This window comes from Rossellomorea marisflavi (genome assembly GCF_022170785.1).
GTDB lineage: Bacteria > Bacillota > Bacilli > Bacillales > Bacillaceae_B > Rossellomorea > Rossellomorea marisflavi_B.
Genome location: NZ_CP081870.1, coordinates 2,559,634 through 2,576,283 on the forward strand (window position 1 = coordinate 2,559,634; position 16,650 = coordinate 2,576,283).

General features: G+C 47.1%; 20 protein-coding genes. 1 reads left to right on the plus strand and 19 read right to left on the minus strand.

Annotated features, from left to right (window positions below; all coding sequences use genetic code 11):
• Window positions 1-2: 2 nt before the first annotated feature.
• The 12 genes from K6T23_RS13420 to K6T23_RS13475 form a co-directional block, all read right to left on the minus strand.
• The gene (locus K6T23_RS13420; RefSeq protein ID WP_238281371.1) at window positions 3-839 is read right to left on the minus strand and encodes a heptaprenyl diphosphate synthase component 1; all 837 of its coding nucleotides are present in this window, start codon (window positions 837-839) and stop codon (window positions 3-5) included.
• A 176-nt stretch (window positions 840-1,015) separates the two neighbouring features.
• Window positions 1,016-1,237, minus strand: a complete 222-nt coding sequence (gene mtrB / locus K6T23_RS13425) for a trp RNA-binding attenuation protein MtrB (protein ID WP_048005887.1) — start codon at window positions 1,235-1,237, stop codon at window positions 1,016-1,018.
• A 19-nt stretch (window positions 1,238-1,256) separates the two neighbouring features.
• Window positions 1,257-1,823, minus strand: coding sequence for a GTP cyclohydrolase I FolE (gene folE, locus K6T23_RS13430; protein WP_056535711.1), 567 nt, complete (start codon window positions 1,821-1,823; stop codon window positions 1,257-1,259).
• 162 nt (window positions 1,824-1,985) lie between these two features.
• Window positions 1,986-2,258 (minus strand): HU family DNA-binding protein, encoded by a 273-nt coding sequence (locus tag K6T23_RS13435; RefSeq protein WP_032087878.1) that lies wholly within the window; start codon window positions 2,256-2,258, stop codon window positions 1,986-1,988.
• A gap of 804 nt (window positions 2,259-3,062) precedes the next feature.
• A complete protein-coding gene (gene spoIVA, locus K6T23_RS13440) occupies window positions 3,063-4,541 on the minus strand; it encodes a stage IV sporulation protein A (RefSeq protein WP_048005889.1) in 1,479 nt (492 codons plus the stop codon).
• Window positions 4,542-4,784: 243 nt separating this feature from the next.
• On the minus strand, window positions 4,785-5,492 hold the full coding sequence (locus tag K6T23_RS13445; RefSeq protein ID WP_420493471.1) for a hypothetical protein: 708 nt from the start codon (window positions 5,490-5,492) through the stop codon (window positions 4,785-4,787).
• A 76-nt stretch (window positions 5,493-5,568) separates the two neighbouring features.
• Complete coding sequence (locus K6T23_RS13450; protein ID WP_056535708.1) at window positions 5,569-5,766, minus strand: DUF2768 domain-containing protein; 198 nt, start codon at window positions 5,764-5,766, stop codon at window positions 5,569-5,571.
• Between the two features lie 282 nt (window positions 5,767-6,048).
• Window positions 6,049-7,038, minus strand: coding sequence for an NAD(P)H-dependent glycerol-3-phosphate dehydrogenase (locus K6T23_RS13455; RefSeq protein WP_238284438.1), 990 nt, complete (start codon window positions 7,036-7,038; stop codon window positions 6,049-6,051).
• Window positions 7,039-7,115: 77 nt separating this feature from the next.
• A complete protein-coding gene (gene der, locus K6T23_RS13460) occupies window positions 7,116-8,426 on the minus strand; it encodes a ribosome biogenesis GTPase Der (RefSeq protein WP_053426726.1) in 1,311 nt (436 codons plus the stop codon).
• A 126-nt stretch (window positions 8,427-8,552) separates the two neighbouring features.
• Window positions 8,553-8,744 (minus strand): capping complex subunit for YIEGIA, encoded by a 192-nt coding sequence (locus tag K6T23_RS13465; RefSeq protein ID WP_048005893.1) that lies wholly within the window; start codon window positions 8,742-8,744, stop codon window positions 8,553-8,555.
• The gene (locus K6T23_RS13470) at window positions 8,741-9,631 is read right to left on the minus strand and encodes a YIEGIA family protein (protein WP_056535695.1); all 891 of its coding nucleotides are present in this window, start codon (window positions 9,629-9,631) and stop codon (window positions 8,741-8,743) included. The genes K6T23_RS13465 and K6T23_RS13470 overlap by 4 nt, the downstream gene beginning before the upstream one ends.
• Window positions 9,628-10,239 (minus strand): YphA family membrane protein, encoded by a 612-nt coding sequence (locus K6T23_RS13475; RefSeq protein ID WP_420493472.1) that lies wholly within the window; start codon window positions 10,237-10,239, stop codon window positions 9,628-9,630. The genes K6T23_RS13470 and K6T23_RS13475 overlap by 4 nt, the downstream gene beginning before the upstream one ends.
• A 107-nt stretch (window positions 10,240-10,346) precedes the next feature.
• Here K6T23_RS13475 and K6T23_RS13480 point away from each other — a divergent pair, with 107 nt between their 5' ends.
• Window positions 10,347-10,475: a YpzI family protein gene (locus K6T23_RS13480; protein ID WP_079516307.1), complete on the plus strand. Its 129-nt coding sequence runs from the start codon at window positions 10,347-10,349 to the stop codon at window positions 10,473-10,475.
• Between the two features lie 72 nt (window positions 10,476-10,547).
• Here K6T23_RS13480 and fni read toward each other — a convergent pair whose 3' ends face one another.
• The 7 genes from fni to ypeB form a co-directional block, all read right to left on the minus strand.
• On the minus strand, window positions 10,548-11,600 hold the full coding sequence (gene fni / locus K6T23_RS13485; protein ID WP_238281375.1) for a type 2 isopentenyl-diphosphate Delta-isomerase: 1,053 nt from the start codon (window positions 11,598-11,600) through the stop codon (window positions 10,548-10,550).
• 74 nt (window positions 11,601-11,674) lie between these two features.
• Window positions 11,675-12,808 carry a 30S ribosomal protein S1 gene (gene rpsA, locus K6T23_RS13490; RefSeq protein WP_053427759.1) on the minus strand — a complete coding sequence of 378 codons (1,134 nt, stop codon included), beginning with the start codon at window positions 12,806-12,808 and terminating at the stop codon, window positions 11,675-11,677.
• 114 nt (window positions 12,809-12,922) lie between these two features.
• Entirely contained in the window at window positions 12,923-13,504 is a 582-nt protein-coding gene (locus tag K6T23_RS13495) for a lysophospholipid acyltransferase family protein (protein ID WP_056535689.1), read from the minus strand.
• 1 nt (window position 13,505) lies between these two features.
• Window positions 13,506-14,177, minus strand: coding sequence for a (d)CMP kinase (gene cmk, locus K6T23_RS13500; protein ID WP_079516308.1), 672 nt, complete (start codon window positions 14,175-14,177; stop codon window positions 13,506-13,508).
• Between the two features lie 144 nt (window positions 14,178-14,321).
• Window positions 14,322-14,504: a YpfB family protein gene (locus K6T23_RS13505; RefSeq protein ID WP_273546581.1), complete on the minus strand. Its 183-nt coding sequence runs from the start codon at window positions 14,502-14,504 to the stop codon at window positions 14,322-14,324.
• A gap of 55 nt (window positions 14,505-14,559) precedes the next feature.
• Window positions 14,560-15,195: a flagellar brake protein gene (locus K6T23_RS13510; protein WP_238281378.1), complete on the minus strand. Its 636-nt coding sequence runs from the start codon at window positions 15,193-15,195 to the stop codon at window positions 14,560-14,562.
• A gap of 113 nt (window positions 15,196-15,308) precedes the next feature.
• Window positions 15,309-16,643: a germination protein YpeB gene (ypeB, locus tag K6T23_RS13515; RefSeq protein ID WP_238281379.1), complete on the minus strand. Its 1,335-nt coding sequence runs from the start codon at window positions 16,641-16,643 to the stop codon at window positions 15,309-15,311.
• Between the last annotated feature and the right edge of the window lie 7 nt (window positions 16,644-16,650).

Consider the following 16,650-nt stretch of genomic DNA (forward strand, 5'->3'; position numbering starts at 1 on the left):
CTTTACCCTTCTTCCGCATATAATTTCGTCATTTCCCGTGGTTCGGCATAGGGCAGCAGTTCAAGTACAATCTTTTTCAGATTGGGAGCAACAAGACCCCCATCCTCCATATTCCGATGAACGGCCGCTTTCACACCCTCAATGAGCCGGTCTAGGGACGAAAGCAAATGCCTATGACCTTCACTTTTCTTTTTCAAGAGCCCGCTTTCCCTCAAGGCCGACGGTAGGCTAACCTTCGCCAGTGCCTGCAGGAAGCTTGTCGTTTCGGTCTCTTCCAAGCTGCTTCGCTCCTGGATGAGCTTCTTGTATACAAGCACATCCGAGACGACTTCTTCCCACCGGGAATCGTCCATGAATGCGAAGAAATTGGAAATGATAGAGGCTTCCCTCTTTTTCAGGGTCTTCATAAGGGCGGTGATATCGGCGTGATCCCCCTTGTAGATGGATATCTTGCTCTCGTTGACTTCCTTGATGGCTTTTGCGAGAATCGCGATCAAATCAACCTCATCCGTTTCAGCGAGGATTTTGTAATATAGACTACTGAAATACACTCCGGCAAGGACCGTGAGCTGCCTTTCTTTCAGCGGATCAAACTCCGAATTCGTGACTTTTTCATGGGTATCAAGGGCAATCTGCAAAAGCATGGCAGTAGAAATCCACTGAACCTCTTCCAAGCTGATGTCCCCATTCGCCTCTACAAACGGAAGTAAAAGGAAATGGATCCGATCCCGATCAATATAGGGATGATCGATATATTCCTTTAAATAAGAGTGATGCAGCTGCTCTTCCACATATTGATGAATGATATTCGCTTGATGGTTGCAATCAATGAATTTCATACCCGGTAATCCCCATTTCTACTATGTATCGATCTATAATTTTCAGCACTATGTATTATATCATAAATTCATGTCCAATTGGGTAAACCGCCGCGAGGTTTATAGTGAAGGGACGATGGCGAAGGCCGTACCTTCTTCCACGTCCCGCGGATTGTGCACCCTATTCACGGTCGACCTTATTTCCGGCTGTCGCTTTCCATTTCGCCATAGGCCGTCTGGATGGACGCTTTGCCCCGGATCTTGATGGCAGATGTGTGATCGGTGAATTGAGCGATCATCACTTCCCCTTTATCAAGCTTCTCAGAATGGTGGAAACGAGTATCCGTTCCCCGGGTCAGACCGATGACATTCACGCCATCTTCAATCGCTTTGATTACAATGTAGTCATTGCTGTTCATCCACGTTCACTCCCGAGTATTAGTCCTTGATGAACGAAAGCACTTCGTTCCTCGCTTGTGCGTCTTCCTTGTAGCTTCCGCGCACAGCCGTTGTAACGGTACTTGCCCCCGGCTTTTTCACGCCACGCATTGTCATGCACATATGTTCAGCTTCAACCACGACCATGACACCGTGAGGGTCGAGCGTCTCCATGATGGTATCTGCAACGGTCGATGTGATCCTCTCTTGAAGCTGAGGACGTTTTGCAACCGTCTCTACCGCACGTGCAAGTTTACTAAGTCCGGTCACCCTGCCATTACGGGGAATATAAGCTACATGAGCCTTCCCGAAGAATGGTACAAGATGATGTTCGCACATGGAGTGGAACGGGATATCTTTGACAAGGACAAGCTCTTCATGATCTTCACCGAAGATCGTTTCAAAATATTCCTTCGGATCCTGATTCATTCCCGAAAATACTTCAGCATACATTTTGGCTACCCTTTTTGGTGTATCGAGCAAACCTTCTCTATTAGGATTATCTCCTATCGCTTCCAGAATTAATCGGACAGCGTCTTCAATCTGGCGGTAATTCACTTCAGCCATCGTCGTTTCCTCCTAAAGTAACTTAAAGAAATAGTAACATTGTATATAGTATCACAAGCCATCACCCCCATCAAAGCAGAGTGCTTTGTGAACGCGCCGCGTGATGGCATCCGATAAAAAAAAGACCGCACAATGTGCGGTCTTTACGCTCAAAGTATGTAATTATTTTACAGCTTCTTTAAGCGCTTTACCTGGTTTGAAAGCAGGTACTTTGCTTGCTGAGATCTCGATTTCTTCACCAGTTTGTGGGTTGCGGCCTTTACGGGCAGCACGCTCGCGTACCTCGAAGTTACCGAATCCGATCAACTGTACTTTATCACCATTTGCCAGTGATTCCTGGATTGTATCAAAAACAGCGTCGACTGCTTTTGTTGCGTCCTTCTTAGAAAGTTCAGCAGCTTCTGCAACAGCATTGATTAGTTCTGTCTTGTTCATGCCATTCACCTCCTCCCAAGGAAATGCCTCAGTTTTGGTTCATTTACTTTTACTATCATTAGTAAACAAGTTTAGCGAATTCTATACATGAACAGTAAAAAATCGCTTGAAAACGTTGATGAATCAATATTCAACAACAATTCTGTTAGTAGATTATCATAATAGATTGGCCTTAGCAAGAATAAAACCAGAAATAATGGGAATCTTTTCTTATTTGATACACAAATGTAATAGAAACCCCTCTTTTTGCTTTAAATACAAGGTTTATCCATCATTCCACCCTTGGTCACTCTACCCTTTGGCACGTTTTAGTAAACCTTTTGACGCCTGGCTTGTCTGAGGTTAATGAGAAAAATTGCTTCATGGCCGATCAAAATGATCCAGATATCGGATTATCGTCTCCACCCTGTCCACTCATCGCCAGCCGGGTGTTCAAGCCACAGGGTCCTTCATGGACGGTCACTCACTGGGACAGTATCGTTCGACCGGTTTTGCATTTTTTATAGTACTCCAAGAGTTCCTCACACCTCTCCCCCGTCCGATTGCACGGGAGATTCGGGTACACCCATCCCCGATCACATTCAGGCTTCCCACCGGATGCCACCCATCTCATAAGCTGGGACACCTCTTATAGAGACCGCCTTCTTGCATGCCCCGGCTAACCGACCTGTCCGCTCAGTGCGGACAGGTGATGACGCTTTACTGTAGGACATCACCGATAGAAAGGCGGAATAACCCGCGATGCACGTCAGGAATTTCACATAAAAAAACCTCCCGACGTTTGCTCCTGTCGGGAGGTTCCGGTTAGAGGATGATGGCGATCAGACCGCCTGACCCTTCATTGATGATCCGTTCCAGTGTATCCTTGAGTTTGTAGCGGGCATTTTCAGGCATGAGGGATAGCTTTGCCTGGATGCCTTCCCTTACGATCGAGCTCAGGGAACGTCCGAAGATATCTGAATTCCAGATTGATAGTGGATCGTCTTCGAAGTCCTGCATGAGGTAGCGCACGAGTTCTTCGCTTTGCTTCTCCGTCCCGATGATCGGTTCGAACTTGGACTGAACATCGACCTTGATCATATGGATCGACGGGGCGACGGCTTTCAGGCTGACGCCGAAACGTGAACCCTGCCTGATGATTTCCGGCTCATCGAGGCTCATGTCGGACAAGGACGGAGCTGCAATGCCATATCCAGTCTGTTTCACCATCCGTAACGCATCTGATATTTGGTCATATTCTGCTTTGGCGTGGGCGAAATCCTGCATGAGTTCCAGAAGGTGATCTTTCCCCCTGATCTCGACGCCGACGATTTCCTTCAGTACCTCATCGTAGAGCTCATCCGGTGCATACAGGTCGATTTCGGCTATCCCCTGCCCCATGTCGATACCGGCCAACCCAGCCCTCTCGATATGCTCGATTTCGCTGAAGTGGTGGACGACCCGGTCTACATCCCTCAGGCGCTTGATATCTTTCACCGTCTCCTTGACGGCTTCCTGATAGTTCTGTCTCAACCAATGCTCTTCTTTCAGCACCATGACCCAGCTCGGTAGATTGACGTTCACTTCCAAGACCGGGAATTCGAACAGTGCTTCCCTCAGGACGTTCATGACGTCCGAATCCCTCATGCTTTCGACGCTCATGGCAAGCACCGGGATATCGTATTTATCCTGAAGCTTCAGTCTCAGGTCTTCGGTTTCCGGCGCATGAGGCCTTGCCGAGTTGATGACCATGATGAACGGCTTGCCGACTTCCTTCAGTTCTTCAATCACTCTCTCTTCCGCTTCGATATAATCTCCGCGGCCGATTTCGCCGATGGATCCGTCGGTCGTGACGACCACACCGATCGTGGAATGCTCCTGGATGACTTTACGTGTCCCGATCTCAGCCGCTTCATGGAACGGGATCGGTTCTTCATACCACGGCGTGTTGATCATCCTCGGGCCATTCTCATCTTCATATCCCTTGGCACCCGGAACGGTATACCCCACACAGTCTACCAATCTTATATTCACTTCAAGGCCTTCGTCCACATGAACGGAAATGGCCTGATTTGGTACAAATTTCGGCTCTGTCGTCATGATGGTCCTTCCGGCAGCGCTCTGAGGCAGTTCATCCTGTGCCCTGGCCCGCTCGGATTCACTTGCAATATTGGGTAGGACCACCAGTTCCATGAATTTCTTAATGAACGTCGACTTCCCGGTCCTTACAGCCCCTACAACCCCCAGGTAAATATCCCCACCCGTTCTTTCGGCAATGTCTTTAAATAGATCGACTCTTTCCAAGAGACTCCCTCCTATCTTCTATTCCAAGGATCGAATTCATCCGCTTATGCTGTCTCTCACAGTAGGTTTGATGTTGTCCTAATGTCTTAAGACTATTAATATGCACCTTTTACCCCCTTATGAATGATTTCAGAAATTTATTATGTCTTGGCATTTATGATCCTTCATACAGAGAAGGGAATAAAAAATGTCATAATAAAAAACCCTTCTCCTACACTATATTTTGCAGAAGAAGGGTTATGCCTATTTTGTCATGAAGACCGGTTCATTCTTATCGTCAATCGTATAAGGGAGTGAATAGGCAGGGACGAATAGAGAATCCTCGGTCAATAGCCTGCGGATGTCCTCCCCTTCCTTCACATCGTTTCGATCTTTCACTTTATCGTACAAATCCATCGAGTAGTCTACGAAGATCTCCCCGTCTCCGTTGATAACAAGAGGGAGATTATGATTCGTATATGGACTTTGTACATAAACTTCATCATCATATCCAAGTTCTTTATAGTTGAGCTTGTATACATTTTCCGCCATCTGCTTTTCAAAAGGAGGATAATCCTGAGCCTGGATACGGATATTCACTTCCCTGATCCTTTCAGCCATCCGAAGATCAAAAATCTTCACTTTGGGATCCTCTTCTGCATCGATGATGACATATTGGAAAATACCACCGCTCTCAAATGCATTACCCGGTACTTCATTGAGATACTGAGGAACGAGCTTTTTGAAATCCAGGGGATATTTCTGATAGATGGGGGTGTCTTCTTCCTTTGTTTTGATCGGAAGAAGCCCGCCCGTGTCTTTCTGATATGTATCGACGGCTTCTTGAACCGATTTGACCTGGGCATCGTAAGGAATTTTGTTCTGGCTTTTATTTTTTTCCGGATACAAGCATCCCGATAGGAGGCTCATGGTGATGACCAGAAGCAAGGCTAGTACTCCGTTCTTATTCAATCATAATCGTCCTTTCACAATGGAGCTGTTCAACCCGCCGTTATCATACGGCACCTTCGGACAGGATTGAAGCGCTTTAATTTGACGGTCCGCTCAATACGATATAGAGCATGGTGAGCCCTCCGGCTATCATCATGATATAGGCCGCAAAGGCAGTGACGAATTTCAATACCTTTTGCTTGATTTTATACCTGCTGAAGTAAATGGTCATGATTGCAAAAAACATAAAGCCCATCGATGCGAATGAAATCCACATCTTCATCATTGATGTCATGATGTATCCCCTCCCATTTATCGAATTGTATTATAACATAAGAAATTCCGAAAAAAACAAAAAATCCGAATCTGAAACAAAGTTTCCATTATTATGTGATGCAGCGTATTCATTTCCAACATATCGCAAAAAAACAGCCGATAATATCCAGGGAACCCCCTATCATTACCGGCTGAACAGCTTGAGACCTACCCATCCATAAGCAAAGCTGTATATATTCAAGACAGTGTATGCACGTTTGTTGGTTGCGTATCCTCTATATGCCCATGGATGGCTGTTTTTTTAATCCGTCAGACGTTCTCCGAGGATATTGACGAGATCTTCCATTTCGTTCGTCTTGACCCTTGCCATGAGATGGTCGACCGCTTCCTTCGCCTTGACCTCATTGAATAGGACATCATAAAGAACATTCGTGATCGGCATCTTCACATCGTACTTTTCGGCTAGCTGATGGGCAGCCTTCGTTGTACGGACACCTTCCACCACCATCCCCATGTTTTCCAGGACTTCATCGAGATTCTTTCCTTGACCGAGTAGATTTCCGGCTCTCCAGTTCCTGGAGTGGACGCTTGTACACGTAACGATCAGATCACCGATACCCGTAAGGCCTGAGAACGTCAGGGGATTGGCACCCATTTTCGTACCCAGTCGCGCGATTTCTGCGAGTCCCCTCGTAATGAGGGCTGCCTTCGCATTATCACCGTAACCAAGGCCGTCCGTGATCCCGGCAGCAAGGGCGATGATGTTTTTCAGGGCTCCGCCGATTTCAACACCAAGAAGATCAGGGTTTGTATACACCCTGAAGTTCTTGTTCATGAAAAGATCTTGCACTTCTTCTGCAGCCTTCATATTCTTCGAGGAGACCGTGACCGTCGTCGGATGGCGCAAGCTTACTTCTTCGGCATGACTCGGTCCAGAAAGGACAACAATCGCCTCCCTGTTCACTTCATCCATTTCTTCTTCGATGATTTCAGAGATCGTCAAAAGTGAATCCGGTTCAATCCCTTTACTCACATGAACAACCGTCAGCGGGCCAGCCTGTTTCTCCTGAATCCGTCCGAGTACCCCGCGGATCGCTTTTGTCGGGACCGCAAGGATGATCGTGTCCACCCCTTGAAGGGCTTCTGCCAAATCGTGATAGCCGCGGATCGTTTCAGGTAGTTTAATATCTTTCAGATACTTCCCGTTCGTATGATGACGATTGATTTCGTCGATCTGTTCATGTTTATGTCCCCATAGGCGGACCGGTACGTCGTTATCGGCGAGGACCATGGCCAGGGCAGAACCCCAGCTCCCCGCGCCGATCACGGCAACTTCTTTAGAATGTTTCACTGCCTACACCTGCCTCATTATTTTCTCGCTCTTGCAATGATACGAATAGGAGTTCCTTCAAATCCAAATGCGTCCCTGATCCGGTTTTCCAGGAAACGTTCGTAAGAGAAATGCATCAATTCAGGATCATTGACGAATACAACGAATGTAGGAGGCTTGACGGCCACCTGTGTCGCATAGTAGATCCTCAGACGCTTCCCATTGTCAGTAGGGGTCGGATTCATCGCGACAGCATCCATGACCACTTCATTCAGCACGCTGGATTGAACGCGCATGGAGTGGTTTTCGCTGGCTACGTTGATCATCGGCAGAAGCGTATGAATGCGCTTCTTGGTAAGGGCCGATAAGAATACGATCGGTGCGTAGTCAAGGAACTGGAAGTGGTCCCTGATGTTCTTCTCCCACTTGTTCATGGTTTTTTCGTCTTTCTCAACCGCATCCCATTTATTGACGACAATGATGACGGCACGGCCAGCATCATGGGCATAGCCTGCGATCTTCTTATCCTGTTCGATGATGCCTTCGTCGCCATCGATGACGACCAGGACGACATCAGATCGTTCAATCGCCCTCAAGGCACGAAGGACGCTGTATTTCTCCGTTGTTTCATAGACCTTCCCTTTTTTCCTCATACCTGCAGTATCGATGATGACATAGTCCTGCCCATCGTAGGAATAAGATGAATCGACTGCATCCCTGGTCGTGCCGGCCATATTGCTCACAATGACCCGATCTTCTCCAAGAAGGGCGTTCACGAGGGATGATTTACCGACGTTCGGACGGCCGATCAATGAGAACTTGATCACTTCATCATCATAATCTTCTTCCTCTTCCTGCTTGAAATGCTTCACCACATCATCCAGAAGATCACCCAGGCCTAGACCATGCGATCCTGAAATCGGATAAGGCTCCCCGAACCCAAGGGAATAGAAATCATATACCAATTCCCTCATTTCCGGGTTATCAACTTTATTTACCCCAAGAACGACCGGTTTACTCGACCGGTAAAGGATCTTTGCCACCACTTCGTCCGCAGCTGTCACTCCTTCTCTTCCATTTGCCAGGAAGATGATGACATCAGCTTCATCAATGGCGATTTCAGCTTGCTGCCTGATTTGATCTAGAAACGGCTCGTCCCCGATCTCGATCCCACCCGTATCGATCATATTGAATTCATGAGTCAGCCACTCTGCAGAACTATAGATCCGGTCCCTCGTCACACCAGGTACATCTTCGACGATTGAGATCCGTTCACCGACGATGCGGTTGAAGATCGTCGATTTCCCGACATTCGGACGTCCGACGATGGCTACTACTGGCTTTGTCATATTGTTCACCCTTTCTATCTATCGCTTCCGTTTCATTAATTCGCGTTTATGTAGAGAAGGACTGGCCCTTCACTGGGTCAGTCCCCTTAACTTAAGTATTTTAACAATAAAAGATGAAACTAGCAATTAGTGTTTTACAATAATGAATAAGCCTTCGTCCAATTCATGGGCAATCCCATCAAGGATGGCTTCCAGGTTATTGCACACTTTCTGCAGTTCTTCAATGGTTTTACAGTGAAAGACCGCTGTTCCTGAAGGCACTCTTTCAGGCGAAGTGGTAACTGCTGCCAGTATGAATTTTTGTATGACCGTGCTCATTTATGGGCCTCCTTGTTCGCCTTGGATTCAGAAGGCATCCTGATGGCATTTTCAAGCGTCGGTACCTGACCGAGGATGGAGATTGCCAGATCGACATCCTTTTTCTGAGGTAGCACGAAGATTCCCACGCGGCCATCATCAAGATCCCGCTTTGCCAGCGGTGTAAGGGCAGGCGTACCGGAATCTTTAAAGATCCCAAGCGACGTGGAGATATCATGGAGGATCGCCTGTCGTTGACCAAGGTTCGCTAGTGTCGAACTGGCATCGAAGGTTTTGGGCGCGAGGATGAAGCCCATCCCGTACTTCATGATTTCCTCCTGTCTTGCAGGAAGTCCGATATTCATGATGTAGATATTATCGACATATAAGCCGGGGCCATCAAAATGAGGCTTGATGAACTCAATATCCACAATATCCTTAAGCTTCCCTCCAGCCATCAGCAGGTGGGACACAAACATACAGACCAGACTGACGACAAGGGCGATATAAAAATTGAACACAATGAAAGTCAAGGTCGCAATCAATGAAGTGAAGATCACCAGATAATTACGGCTTTCAAAAGCAACCGCAATCCCTTCTATATAGGTGGCGCCACGTGGTACAAGCTCATAGGCATCCAGTTCCGTGAGTGTCGTCCTCTCCATATTACGGACGTCCCTGAACTGTGAAGCCGCCACCGTCAGAAAGGTAATGGCCGTGAAGTTCTCTTCCATCAGGGCAGGGATCGCGATGGCCCCAAGACCGGATGCAATGAATCCAAGTGCAATGTGGATGATCTTGCCGTGAAGATACGTCGGATATTGCCGGTAGTCCGTTCGCAGCATATAGATTCGTGTCAGGGTCCCTGCCACTACCCCGAAGATCACCGGAAAAACATAGTCATTCATAAGTGATGTGCATCCCCCTTGTTTTCCTGAAGTTTCGCATTAAATAATCGATTTATAAACAGAAGCCCATCGATCCCGACTAGGATAAGGAACGATACGGCAGCTGCGTCCATGTACTTGTGCTCACCGATCGTATGGCCAAAACCGATGGTCGTCAAAATCATTCCGATGAATACCTGTCCCAAGGCACCTCCAAGAAGGACAGATGCATACCTCACATTCCTTGAAGCAACGTCGCTGTAGAAGAGGAAACCCATTATAATCAGGACCGATACATCAAGAATGAAGGGGTCTACGATCACCAGGACAGGGTCATAGATCGATACCAGCTTCACACCTGTCAGGCACATGGCCGTTGAGATCAAGCTGATGAAAAGATACAATTTTTTATGTAGCGGCAGCTCTCTTATGGTCCACAGGGCCAATACTACAATGAGTACCAAGGGAACGGTGACTTGGTAGTGACCCATTCCGAATTCATATGGAAAGGAAGCAACCAGCACCAAAGTGCAAAAGGAGATCCAGAAGCGGGCCCGTCCCTTTTTCATTAGAAACGTACTGTAAACCCAAACTCCCCATAATATCCACAAATAAAATATACCTTCCATGACGTTCACTCTCCCTTATTATCTACATTATGGAAAATATTTATGTATCCCATTCATGTATGAGAAAAATCATCCCTGAAAAAATAAAGGAAGGGGGTGACAGACACATGGGAAAAGATCGTCAAGAAAAGAAACTGAAACAGAGTAAGCGAGTGGAATCAGATCGAGACCAGGGGCTTCATTACAAAGGCGCTACAAGCATGGAAAGCCCTGCTGAAAGCAGAAAACATAGGTGACCCAACTGCTCCCAGATAAGTTCGGGTTCAAGTCCCATAAAAAAGAACGGATCCTCTTGGATCCGTTCTTTTTTATATTCCCCTTCTGCTGAATCGTTCTGGTTCAAGGCCACGTACCATCAGCCAGTGGTACACATTCCCCGTGAGGATGAGGGGTGTCTGATGGAGATCTTCAAGCGTCTCACAGCCCAAAGCACTCATAAGATAGCGTATATCCGTATGAATCTCATTGACTTCCTTAATGGTAGCTTGAAGTCCATCGCCCAATAGTTTACCAAGAAGTACACCTGCCATACCGGCAGCCGATGCCCCGAGACTGATCGACTTGACGATATCCAGACTATTCATGATACCACCTGAGGAAATGATTGGAAGGTCTGTGGCCTGATGGGCTTCTGCAATGGAAATGGCCGTCGGAATGCCCCAATCATCAAAGAAATGAAGCATCCTTTCACGACGTTGATTTTCAATTCTTGAGAAGTTGGTACCCCCGAAGCCACCGATGTCGATCCCGGCTATCTTCGTTCGGGAAAGGGCCTGTGCCGCTTCCCTACTGATTCCGAAGCCGGTTTCTTTCACTATGACAGGTACAGACAGGCCTTCTGCAATCAATCCGATTCGCTCCAGTGCTCCTTTGAAGTCACGATCCCCTTCAGGCATGGTCAGTTCCTGGATGACATTAAGATGGATTTGAAGGGCATCAGCCCGAATCATCTCCACGGCGTCCTGTGCCTGCTGAACCGTAGCCTCGCTGCCCAGGTTCCCAAGGACGATCCCCTCAGGATTATATTTCCGAACGATTTCATATGTGGATCTTTCTGACGTGTCCTTCAGTGCGGACATCTGGGACCCCACGGCTATAGCCATACCTGTTTCCCTGGCAAGAACCGAGAGATCCTCATTGATCTTGGATGTTTGTTCCCCGCCACCACCGGTCATAGCATTAATGAAAATCGGCGAACTCCACTCAAGTCCGCCGATTTTTGTATGAAGATCTATATCTTCAAGTGCTATATTCGGTAAGCTTTGGTGAACAAAAGCTACTTCATCAAAACCGGTCTTTCGAAGCTGACCTGTTGATAAAGCATGTTTAATATGATCCTGTTTTCTTTGAGCTCTTGTCACACGCATCACCATTTTGTATTTTATCGTAAAGCAATCCCCCGCCATCGGCAAGGGGATTGTAGTCAAACCTGCTTTTATTTCAAGTCTTTCAGTTTATCACCGATCATTTCACCGAGCTGGAACCCTGTGCTTTCTTCCGGCATTTCATAATCGGTTACTTCCGCTTCTTTTTCTTCAAGCGCCTTGATGCTCAATGAAAGGCGTTGATCTGCTTCATTCACATCAAGGACCTTCACTTTCACATCCTGGTTCTCCTGAAGAACTTCGTGCGGTGTACCGATATGCTTGTGAGAAATCTGGGAAATATGCACAAGTCCTTCTACGCCGGGGAAAACCTCGACGAATGCGCCATAAGAAACGAGGCGTTTCACAACCCCTTCAAGAACGGTTCCTTTTGGTGCTTTGCTTGCGATCTCACTCCAAGGCCCAGGTAGAGTCTCCTTGATGGATAAGGAGATCCGTTCGTTATCACGGTCCACACTTAGTACCTTGACCGTTACTTTCTGTCCTTCTGTCACTACGTCTGATGGTTTCTCAACATGTTCGTGGGAAAGTTGAGAAATATGGACAAGCCCGTCCACGCCACCGATATCGACGAAAGCTCCGAAATCAGTGATTCTTTGTACGGTTCCTTCAAGGACGGAACCAGATTCGATGTCGACGAGAAGCTGCTTCTTCTGCTCTTGCTTCTCGGCTTCGACCACTGCGCGGTGGGAAAGGATCAACCGATTTTTCTCCTGGTCCAATTCCACGATTTTGAAAGTAAGAGTCTTATTCTTGTAATCTGCGAAATCCTCAACATAGTGATCTTCGACAAGTGAAGCTGGCACGAAACCGCGTACGCCAAGATCGACAACAAGACCACCCTTGACGACGTCTTTGACTTCCGCTTCAAAGATTTCCCCTTGTTCAAAGCGGTCTTTCATATCTTCCCATGCTTTTTCAGCATCAACTTTTCGTTTGGACAGGACTAAGAGCTCCTCTTCCACTTTCGTCACGATTAACTCAAGTACATCCCCTTCACTGACTACATCGGATGCTGTTTCAATATGAAGGCTTGAGAGTTCACTGATTGGAATGATGCCATCCACCTTGCTATCCTGGACATCCACTAGGACCTGCTTCTCTTCGACCTTAGTGACGGTACCTTGAACTCTTTCACCAATCTCGAGATTTTTCACTTCGATTCCATTCATGTCTTCCATTATGTACTCCTCCTTAATCCATGACTGCAAAAAATTTGAACTTCTCGCATGCATTTTAAATATTCTTTCTATTAACTTCTAATAAATAGCTCTTTTTGTCAAGCAAGAAAGCTTATATTAATGATGGTTCTTCATTAAATCGGAGATATGACCCATGATGATGTCGGTCGTTTGCTCGGCGTTCATCTTTTGCCCCCTGATCGGTTCCATATCAATTGGCGGACCGAAGATGACCCTGAGCTTCCGGAATGGTTTGTACGGTCCAATGATGGCACACGGTACGACATGAGCGTCTGAGCGTAGTGCAAAGAATCCCGCTCCCGCCAATCCCTTTCCGATTTCTCCTGTTTTACTTCTAGTACCCTCTGGGAACAGACCTAAAACCTCTCCCTCTTTCAAAACCTTCAGACCCTTCCTCAATGCCTCCCGGTCGCTCATCCCCCTCCGTACAGGGAAAGCGTGGATGCCCGGAAGGATCTTCCCGAGGATCGGTACATTGAAGAGTTCCTCTTTGGCCATGAATGACACGGGTCTGGGAGCTGCGACTCCGACGACCGGGGGATCCAGGTTGTCGATGTGATTGGAGCAAAGGAGGACGCCCCCTTCTTTGGGGAAGTGTTCAAGACCCTCCACCTGAATGCGGTACAACGGAGAAAGGATTGACTTCACAAGGCCTCTTGCAAAGGAATAAAGATTCACATCAATCGATCCTTTCCACTTGTTTCATGATTTCCTGCACCACTTCATTGATTGAAAGGGAGGTTGTATCAATTTCGATGGCATCCTCTGCCTTTTTCAGCGGTGCAACTTCCCTCTCGGAATCGATTTTATCACGAAGGGCGATCTCTTCCTTCAACTTTTCAAGGTCGGAGGGGAAACCTTTTCTCAAATTCTCAGAATGACGACGCTCCGCCCGCTCCTCCACGCTCGCAAGCAAGAAGATCTTCACTTCCGCATCTGGTATTACATGGGTTCCGATATCGCGGCCGTCCATGACGACGCCGCCTTCGCTGGCAAGCTGCTGCTGCCTGCTGACCATCTCTTCACGGACCTTCGAGTGCACAGCAACATGTGAGACCGAATTCGTAACGTTTGCCTGCCTGATCTCATCTGTTACATCCGTTCCGTCTACGAGGACGATCTGACCGCCATCAGTAGGTTTCAACTCGATGACCGTAGCATCCAATACCTCTTTAAGGGCATCCTCATCTGTCAAAGCGACACCTTTATTCAATGCTTTATATGTCAGGGACCTGTACATGGCTCCTGTATCGATATAAAGATAAGACAGTCTTCCCGCGACGATCTTGGCGACGGTGCTTTTTCCTGCCGCTGCAGGACCATCAATAGCTATTCTCAAATTCATTTTCATCCACCTGCTTACATTCCTAATAAATTTCTTATCCATTTTAACATAAATCATCGGGGGCGCATCAGGAAAGTTTTCCATTCAGGGGTTCGTGCTAATAGCGGGGAGCACTAAGGAAGGAAGGGGGAGAGGAAGGGCTTTACGCCCCTATCTGCCTGGATTCTTGATTGTTTCGAGTATTTGGCTGTATGTCAGTTTTTCCACCCCTTCATAAAATGTGATCTTCCGAAGGGACGGAATGGGATCATAGTGGATGAGCCACTGGGCTGCAAAAAGCAGGATCAGATGCATGATCATCAGTTTAAGGAGGATTCGTTCGACGGCTTTCATTCCATCACCTTTTCCATTTGATTAGAAAAAGTATGCACCATCCATTAGATATTATTCATGCAAACCCTTTTTTTCTGTGATCAAGCTGTTTTTCAAAACAGAATCGCATGATGTGGCGCTTATGGGCTTCATCCGGTGCAATGAATTCAATGCTTGCAAGTTTTCTCCTGTCTTTTTCCCATATTCGACTGACCCTTCCCTTCAGCTCAAGGTACTGGTTGGCCTTTTGCAAAGGGAGGACAAGGAATAGCTCTACTTCTTCCTCTTCCCGGATCCCTGCGTCCTCTTTCAGGATGAGAGCACATCCACCTGCACTGATATCTTCCGTAACCGTGACAATCTGATTTCCCTCCAACTTCAGGCTGATGTCGACCGGTGCTTCGATCCGTACGAAATGCCGCCTCTGGATCCGTTGAAACTCTTCCTCAGATGGACGCTCCAACTCGATCAAAGGAATTTCCGCCATCCTTCTCCCCACCACATCCGTCCTACATTCCAACACCGTCTGGTCCTTCAGGACAAAACTCACCTTCAGGCGCGTTCCATTTATAAGGAAAATGGATTTCCCCGTTTTCTGATGGATTGGATAATCAATCAGGACCTTATCATCTTCCAGTTCGCATACTCTGCATTTATACGTCCCTTCCACTCCGTCCTGCTCCAACTGAAGAGTCATCCCAACTTCAAACATAGTTCTTTCCTCCTATCCTTTTATACCTACTTTCATTATGCCATTCCTTTCTTTTGTTTTCCATAATTTTTCATCTATATAAGAAAAAACGGGCCATTTAGCCCGTTTCCTTCTTAGTAAAGCTGTTCCGTACTTTTCAGACGCTCGACTTTTTCTTCCTGACCGTTCTGTGCGTTGATGAAGATTCTGAAGGTGTCCTTCCCCATCATCCCAAGGAATTCATAGCAGAGCACCTCTTCATTCAAGTCATTGACGATGACTGCCTGTCTTTCTTCCATCACTTTCAGATTCGGACTGGTGTATCCCTTTGCCTTCTCAATCGAAATGGTCGGCTCAGCCGTTTCTCGGTCATGATGATTCCTCAGGTATTCATCTGCAGCAAATCCGACGATCTGACCGTTGTCAAGGGCCACCTTCACTTTGATGGAATCAGGATAGATCCTCACCCCGTCAATCGTCTTCACGAAGGTGAAAACTCCGATATTATTGTACTGCGCGCTTTCAAACAGCTCCAACTGCTCAAAATCATTATCGTTCAGGAACTTCGAAGCATTACGGGATGCCTCATTCAGGGAGATGACAGCATCCTTCACGTTGCGGTTATTAATGTACCAAATCGGATAACCACCTTTCTTTGTGACATCCATACTGGCATCCGTCCCACCATTACCGATGGAAACAGAATAGAATTGAAACTCTGAGCCCTTCCCGCTTTTTTCGACCCTTGCATCCTTCGATTCACCGATGCCAGAATACTTTCTCAGGAGAGCAACCGCTTGATCCTTCGTAATGTTTTTCCCTTTAAGCTTCTTGAAATTATTTTCTTTTTTCTGATTGTTTACGAACGTCGTTGTCCCGACATTTGCTTCTGTATAGCCCGTTACATTTTTTTCAACGGTCTTGAATCCGTCGATGATGGTATTATCGGTTTGTTCTTTCCCACTGGCTAAAGCCATTTCAACATCCATCCAGCGGAGGTTATTCTTCATGACCAGATTTTGCACCGTTCGAAGTTCATCCTGGATTTCCGCACTTTGTTCATACAATTTTTCGAGTGATTTGTATTCTTCATCTGTCAACGGATTCTTATCGAGGTCCCTTACGGCCGTACGATAGCTGAAGTCCCCGATCTGGCTCAGGAATTCCTCCGTTTTGTTGAACGGCAGGAGCGATAGAGGCAGCTGTCCCACATCGCTGTGTGCCTGTGACGTCAGCCTCCACACATCTGCCAAGGCCGGTGACAGAGACTTCCTTGAATTCATGGCGAGCGTGGCGCCGATTCCGTCATGCAGCATGTCCATCTGGTATGTCAATTCATGAAAGGCTCGCTGATAATTATTCTCTGCGTTGATGAGTATCGCATTCTTCTCCTGGTGCTCCTGATACCCCCAGAAGGCCGTTCCTGCAACGCCTATGACTAATACTGCAATGATTATTCCACGTATCATCTTGGAT

What these genes read in the sequence shown, in the direction of transcription:
- K6T23_RS13420 (WP_238281371.1), bottom strand. Translation starts at nt 839, where the DNA reads ATGAAATTCATTGATTGCAACCATCAAGCGAATATCATTCATCAATAT.
- mtrB (WP_048005887.1), bottom strand. Translation starts at nt 1,237, where the DNA reads ATGAACAGCAATGACTACATTGTAATCAAAGCGATTGAAGATGGCGTG.
- folE (WP_056535711.1), bottom strand. Translation starts at nt 1,823, where the DNA reads ATGGCTGAAGTGAATTACCGCCAGATTGAAGACGCTGTCCGATTAATT.
- K6T23_RS13435 (WP_032087878.1), bottom strand. Translation starts at nt 2,258, where the DNA reads ATGAACAAGACAGAACTAATCAATGCTGTTGCAGAAGCTGCTGAACTT.
- K6T23_RS13450 (WP_056535708.1), bottom strand. Translation starts at nt 5,766, where the DNA reads ATGACATCAATGATGAAGATGTGGATTTCATTCGCATCGATGGGCTTT.
- K6T23_RS13455 (WP_238284438.1), bottom strand. Translation starts at nt 7,038, where the DNA reads ATGGTCCTCGCCGATAACGACGTACCGGTCCGCCTATGGGGACATAAA.
- der (WP_053426726.1), bottom strand. Translation starts at nt 8,426, where the DNA reads ATGACAAAGCCAGTAGTAGCCATCGTCGGACGTCCGAATGTCGGGAAA.
- K6T23_RS13465 (WP_048005893.1), bottom strand. Translation starts at nt 8,744, where the DNA reads ATGAGCACGGTCATACAAAAATTCATACTGGCAGCAGTTACCACTTCG.
- K6T23_RS13470 (WP_056535695.1), bottom strand. Translation starts at nt 9,631, where the DNA reads ATGAATGACTATGTTTTTCCGGTGATCTTCGGGGTAGTGGCAGGGACC.
- K6T23_RS13475 (WP_420493472.1), bottom strand. Translation starts at nt 10,239, where the DNA reads ATGGAAGGTATATTTTATTTGTGGATATTATGGGGAGTTTGGGTTTAC.
- K6T23_RS13480 (WP_079516307.1), top strand. Translation starts at nt 10,347, where the DNA reads ATGGGAAAAGATCGTCAAGAAAAGAAACTGAAACAGAGTAAGCGAGTG.
- cmk (WP_079516308.1), bottom strand. Translation starts at nt 14,177, where the DNA reads ATGAAAATGAATTTGAGAATAGCTATTGATGGTCCTGCAGCGGCAGGA.
- K6T23_RS13505 (WP_273546581.1), bottom strand. Translation starts at nt 14,504, where the DNA reads ATGAAAGCCGTCGAACGAATCCTCCTTAAACTGATGATCATGCATCTG.
- K6T23_RS13510 (WP_238281378.1), bottom strand. Translation starts at nt 15,195, where the DNA reads ATGTTTGAAGTTGGGATGACTCTTCAGTTGGAGCAGGACGGAGTGGAA.
- ypeB (WP_238281379.1), bottom strand. Translation starts at nt 16,643, where the DNA reads ATGATACGTGGAATAATCATTGCAGTATTAGTCATAGGCGTTGCAGGA.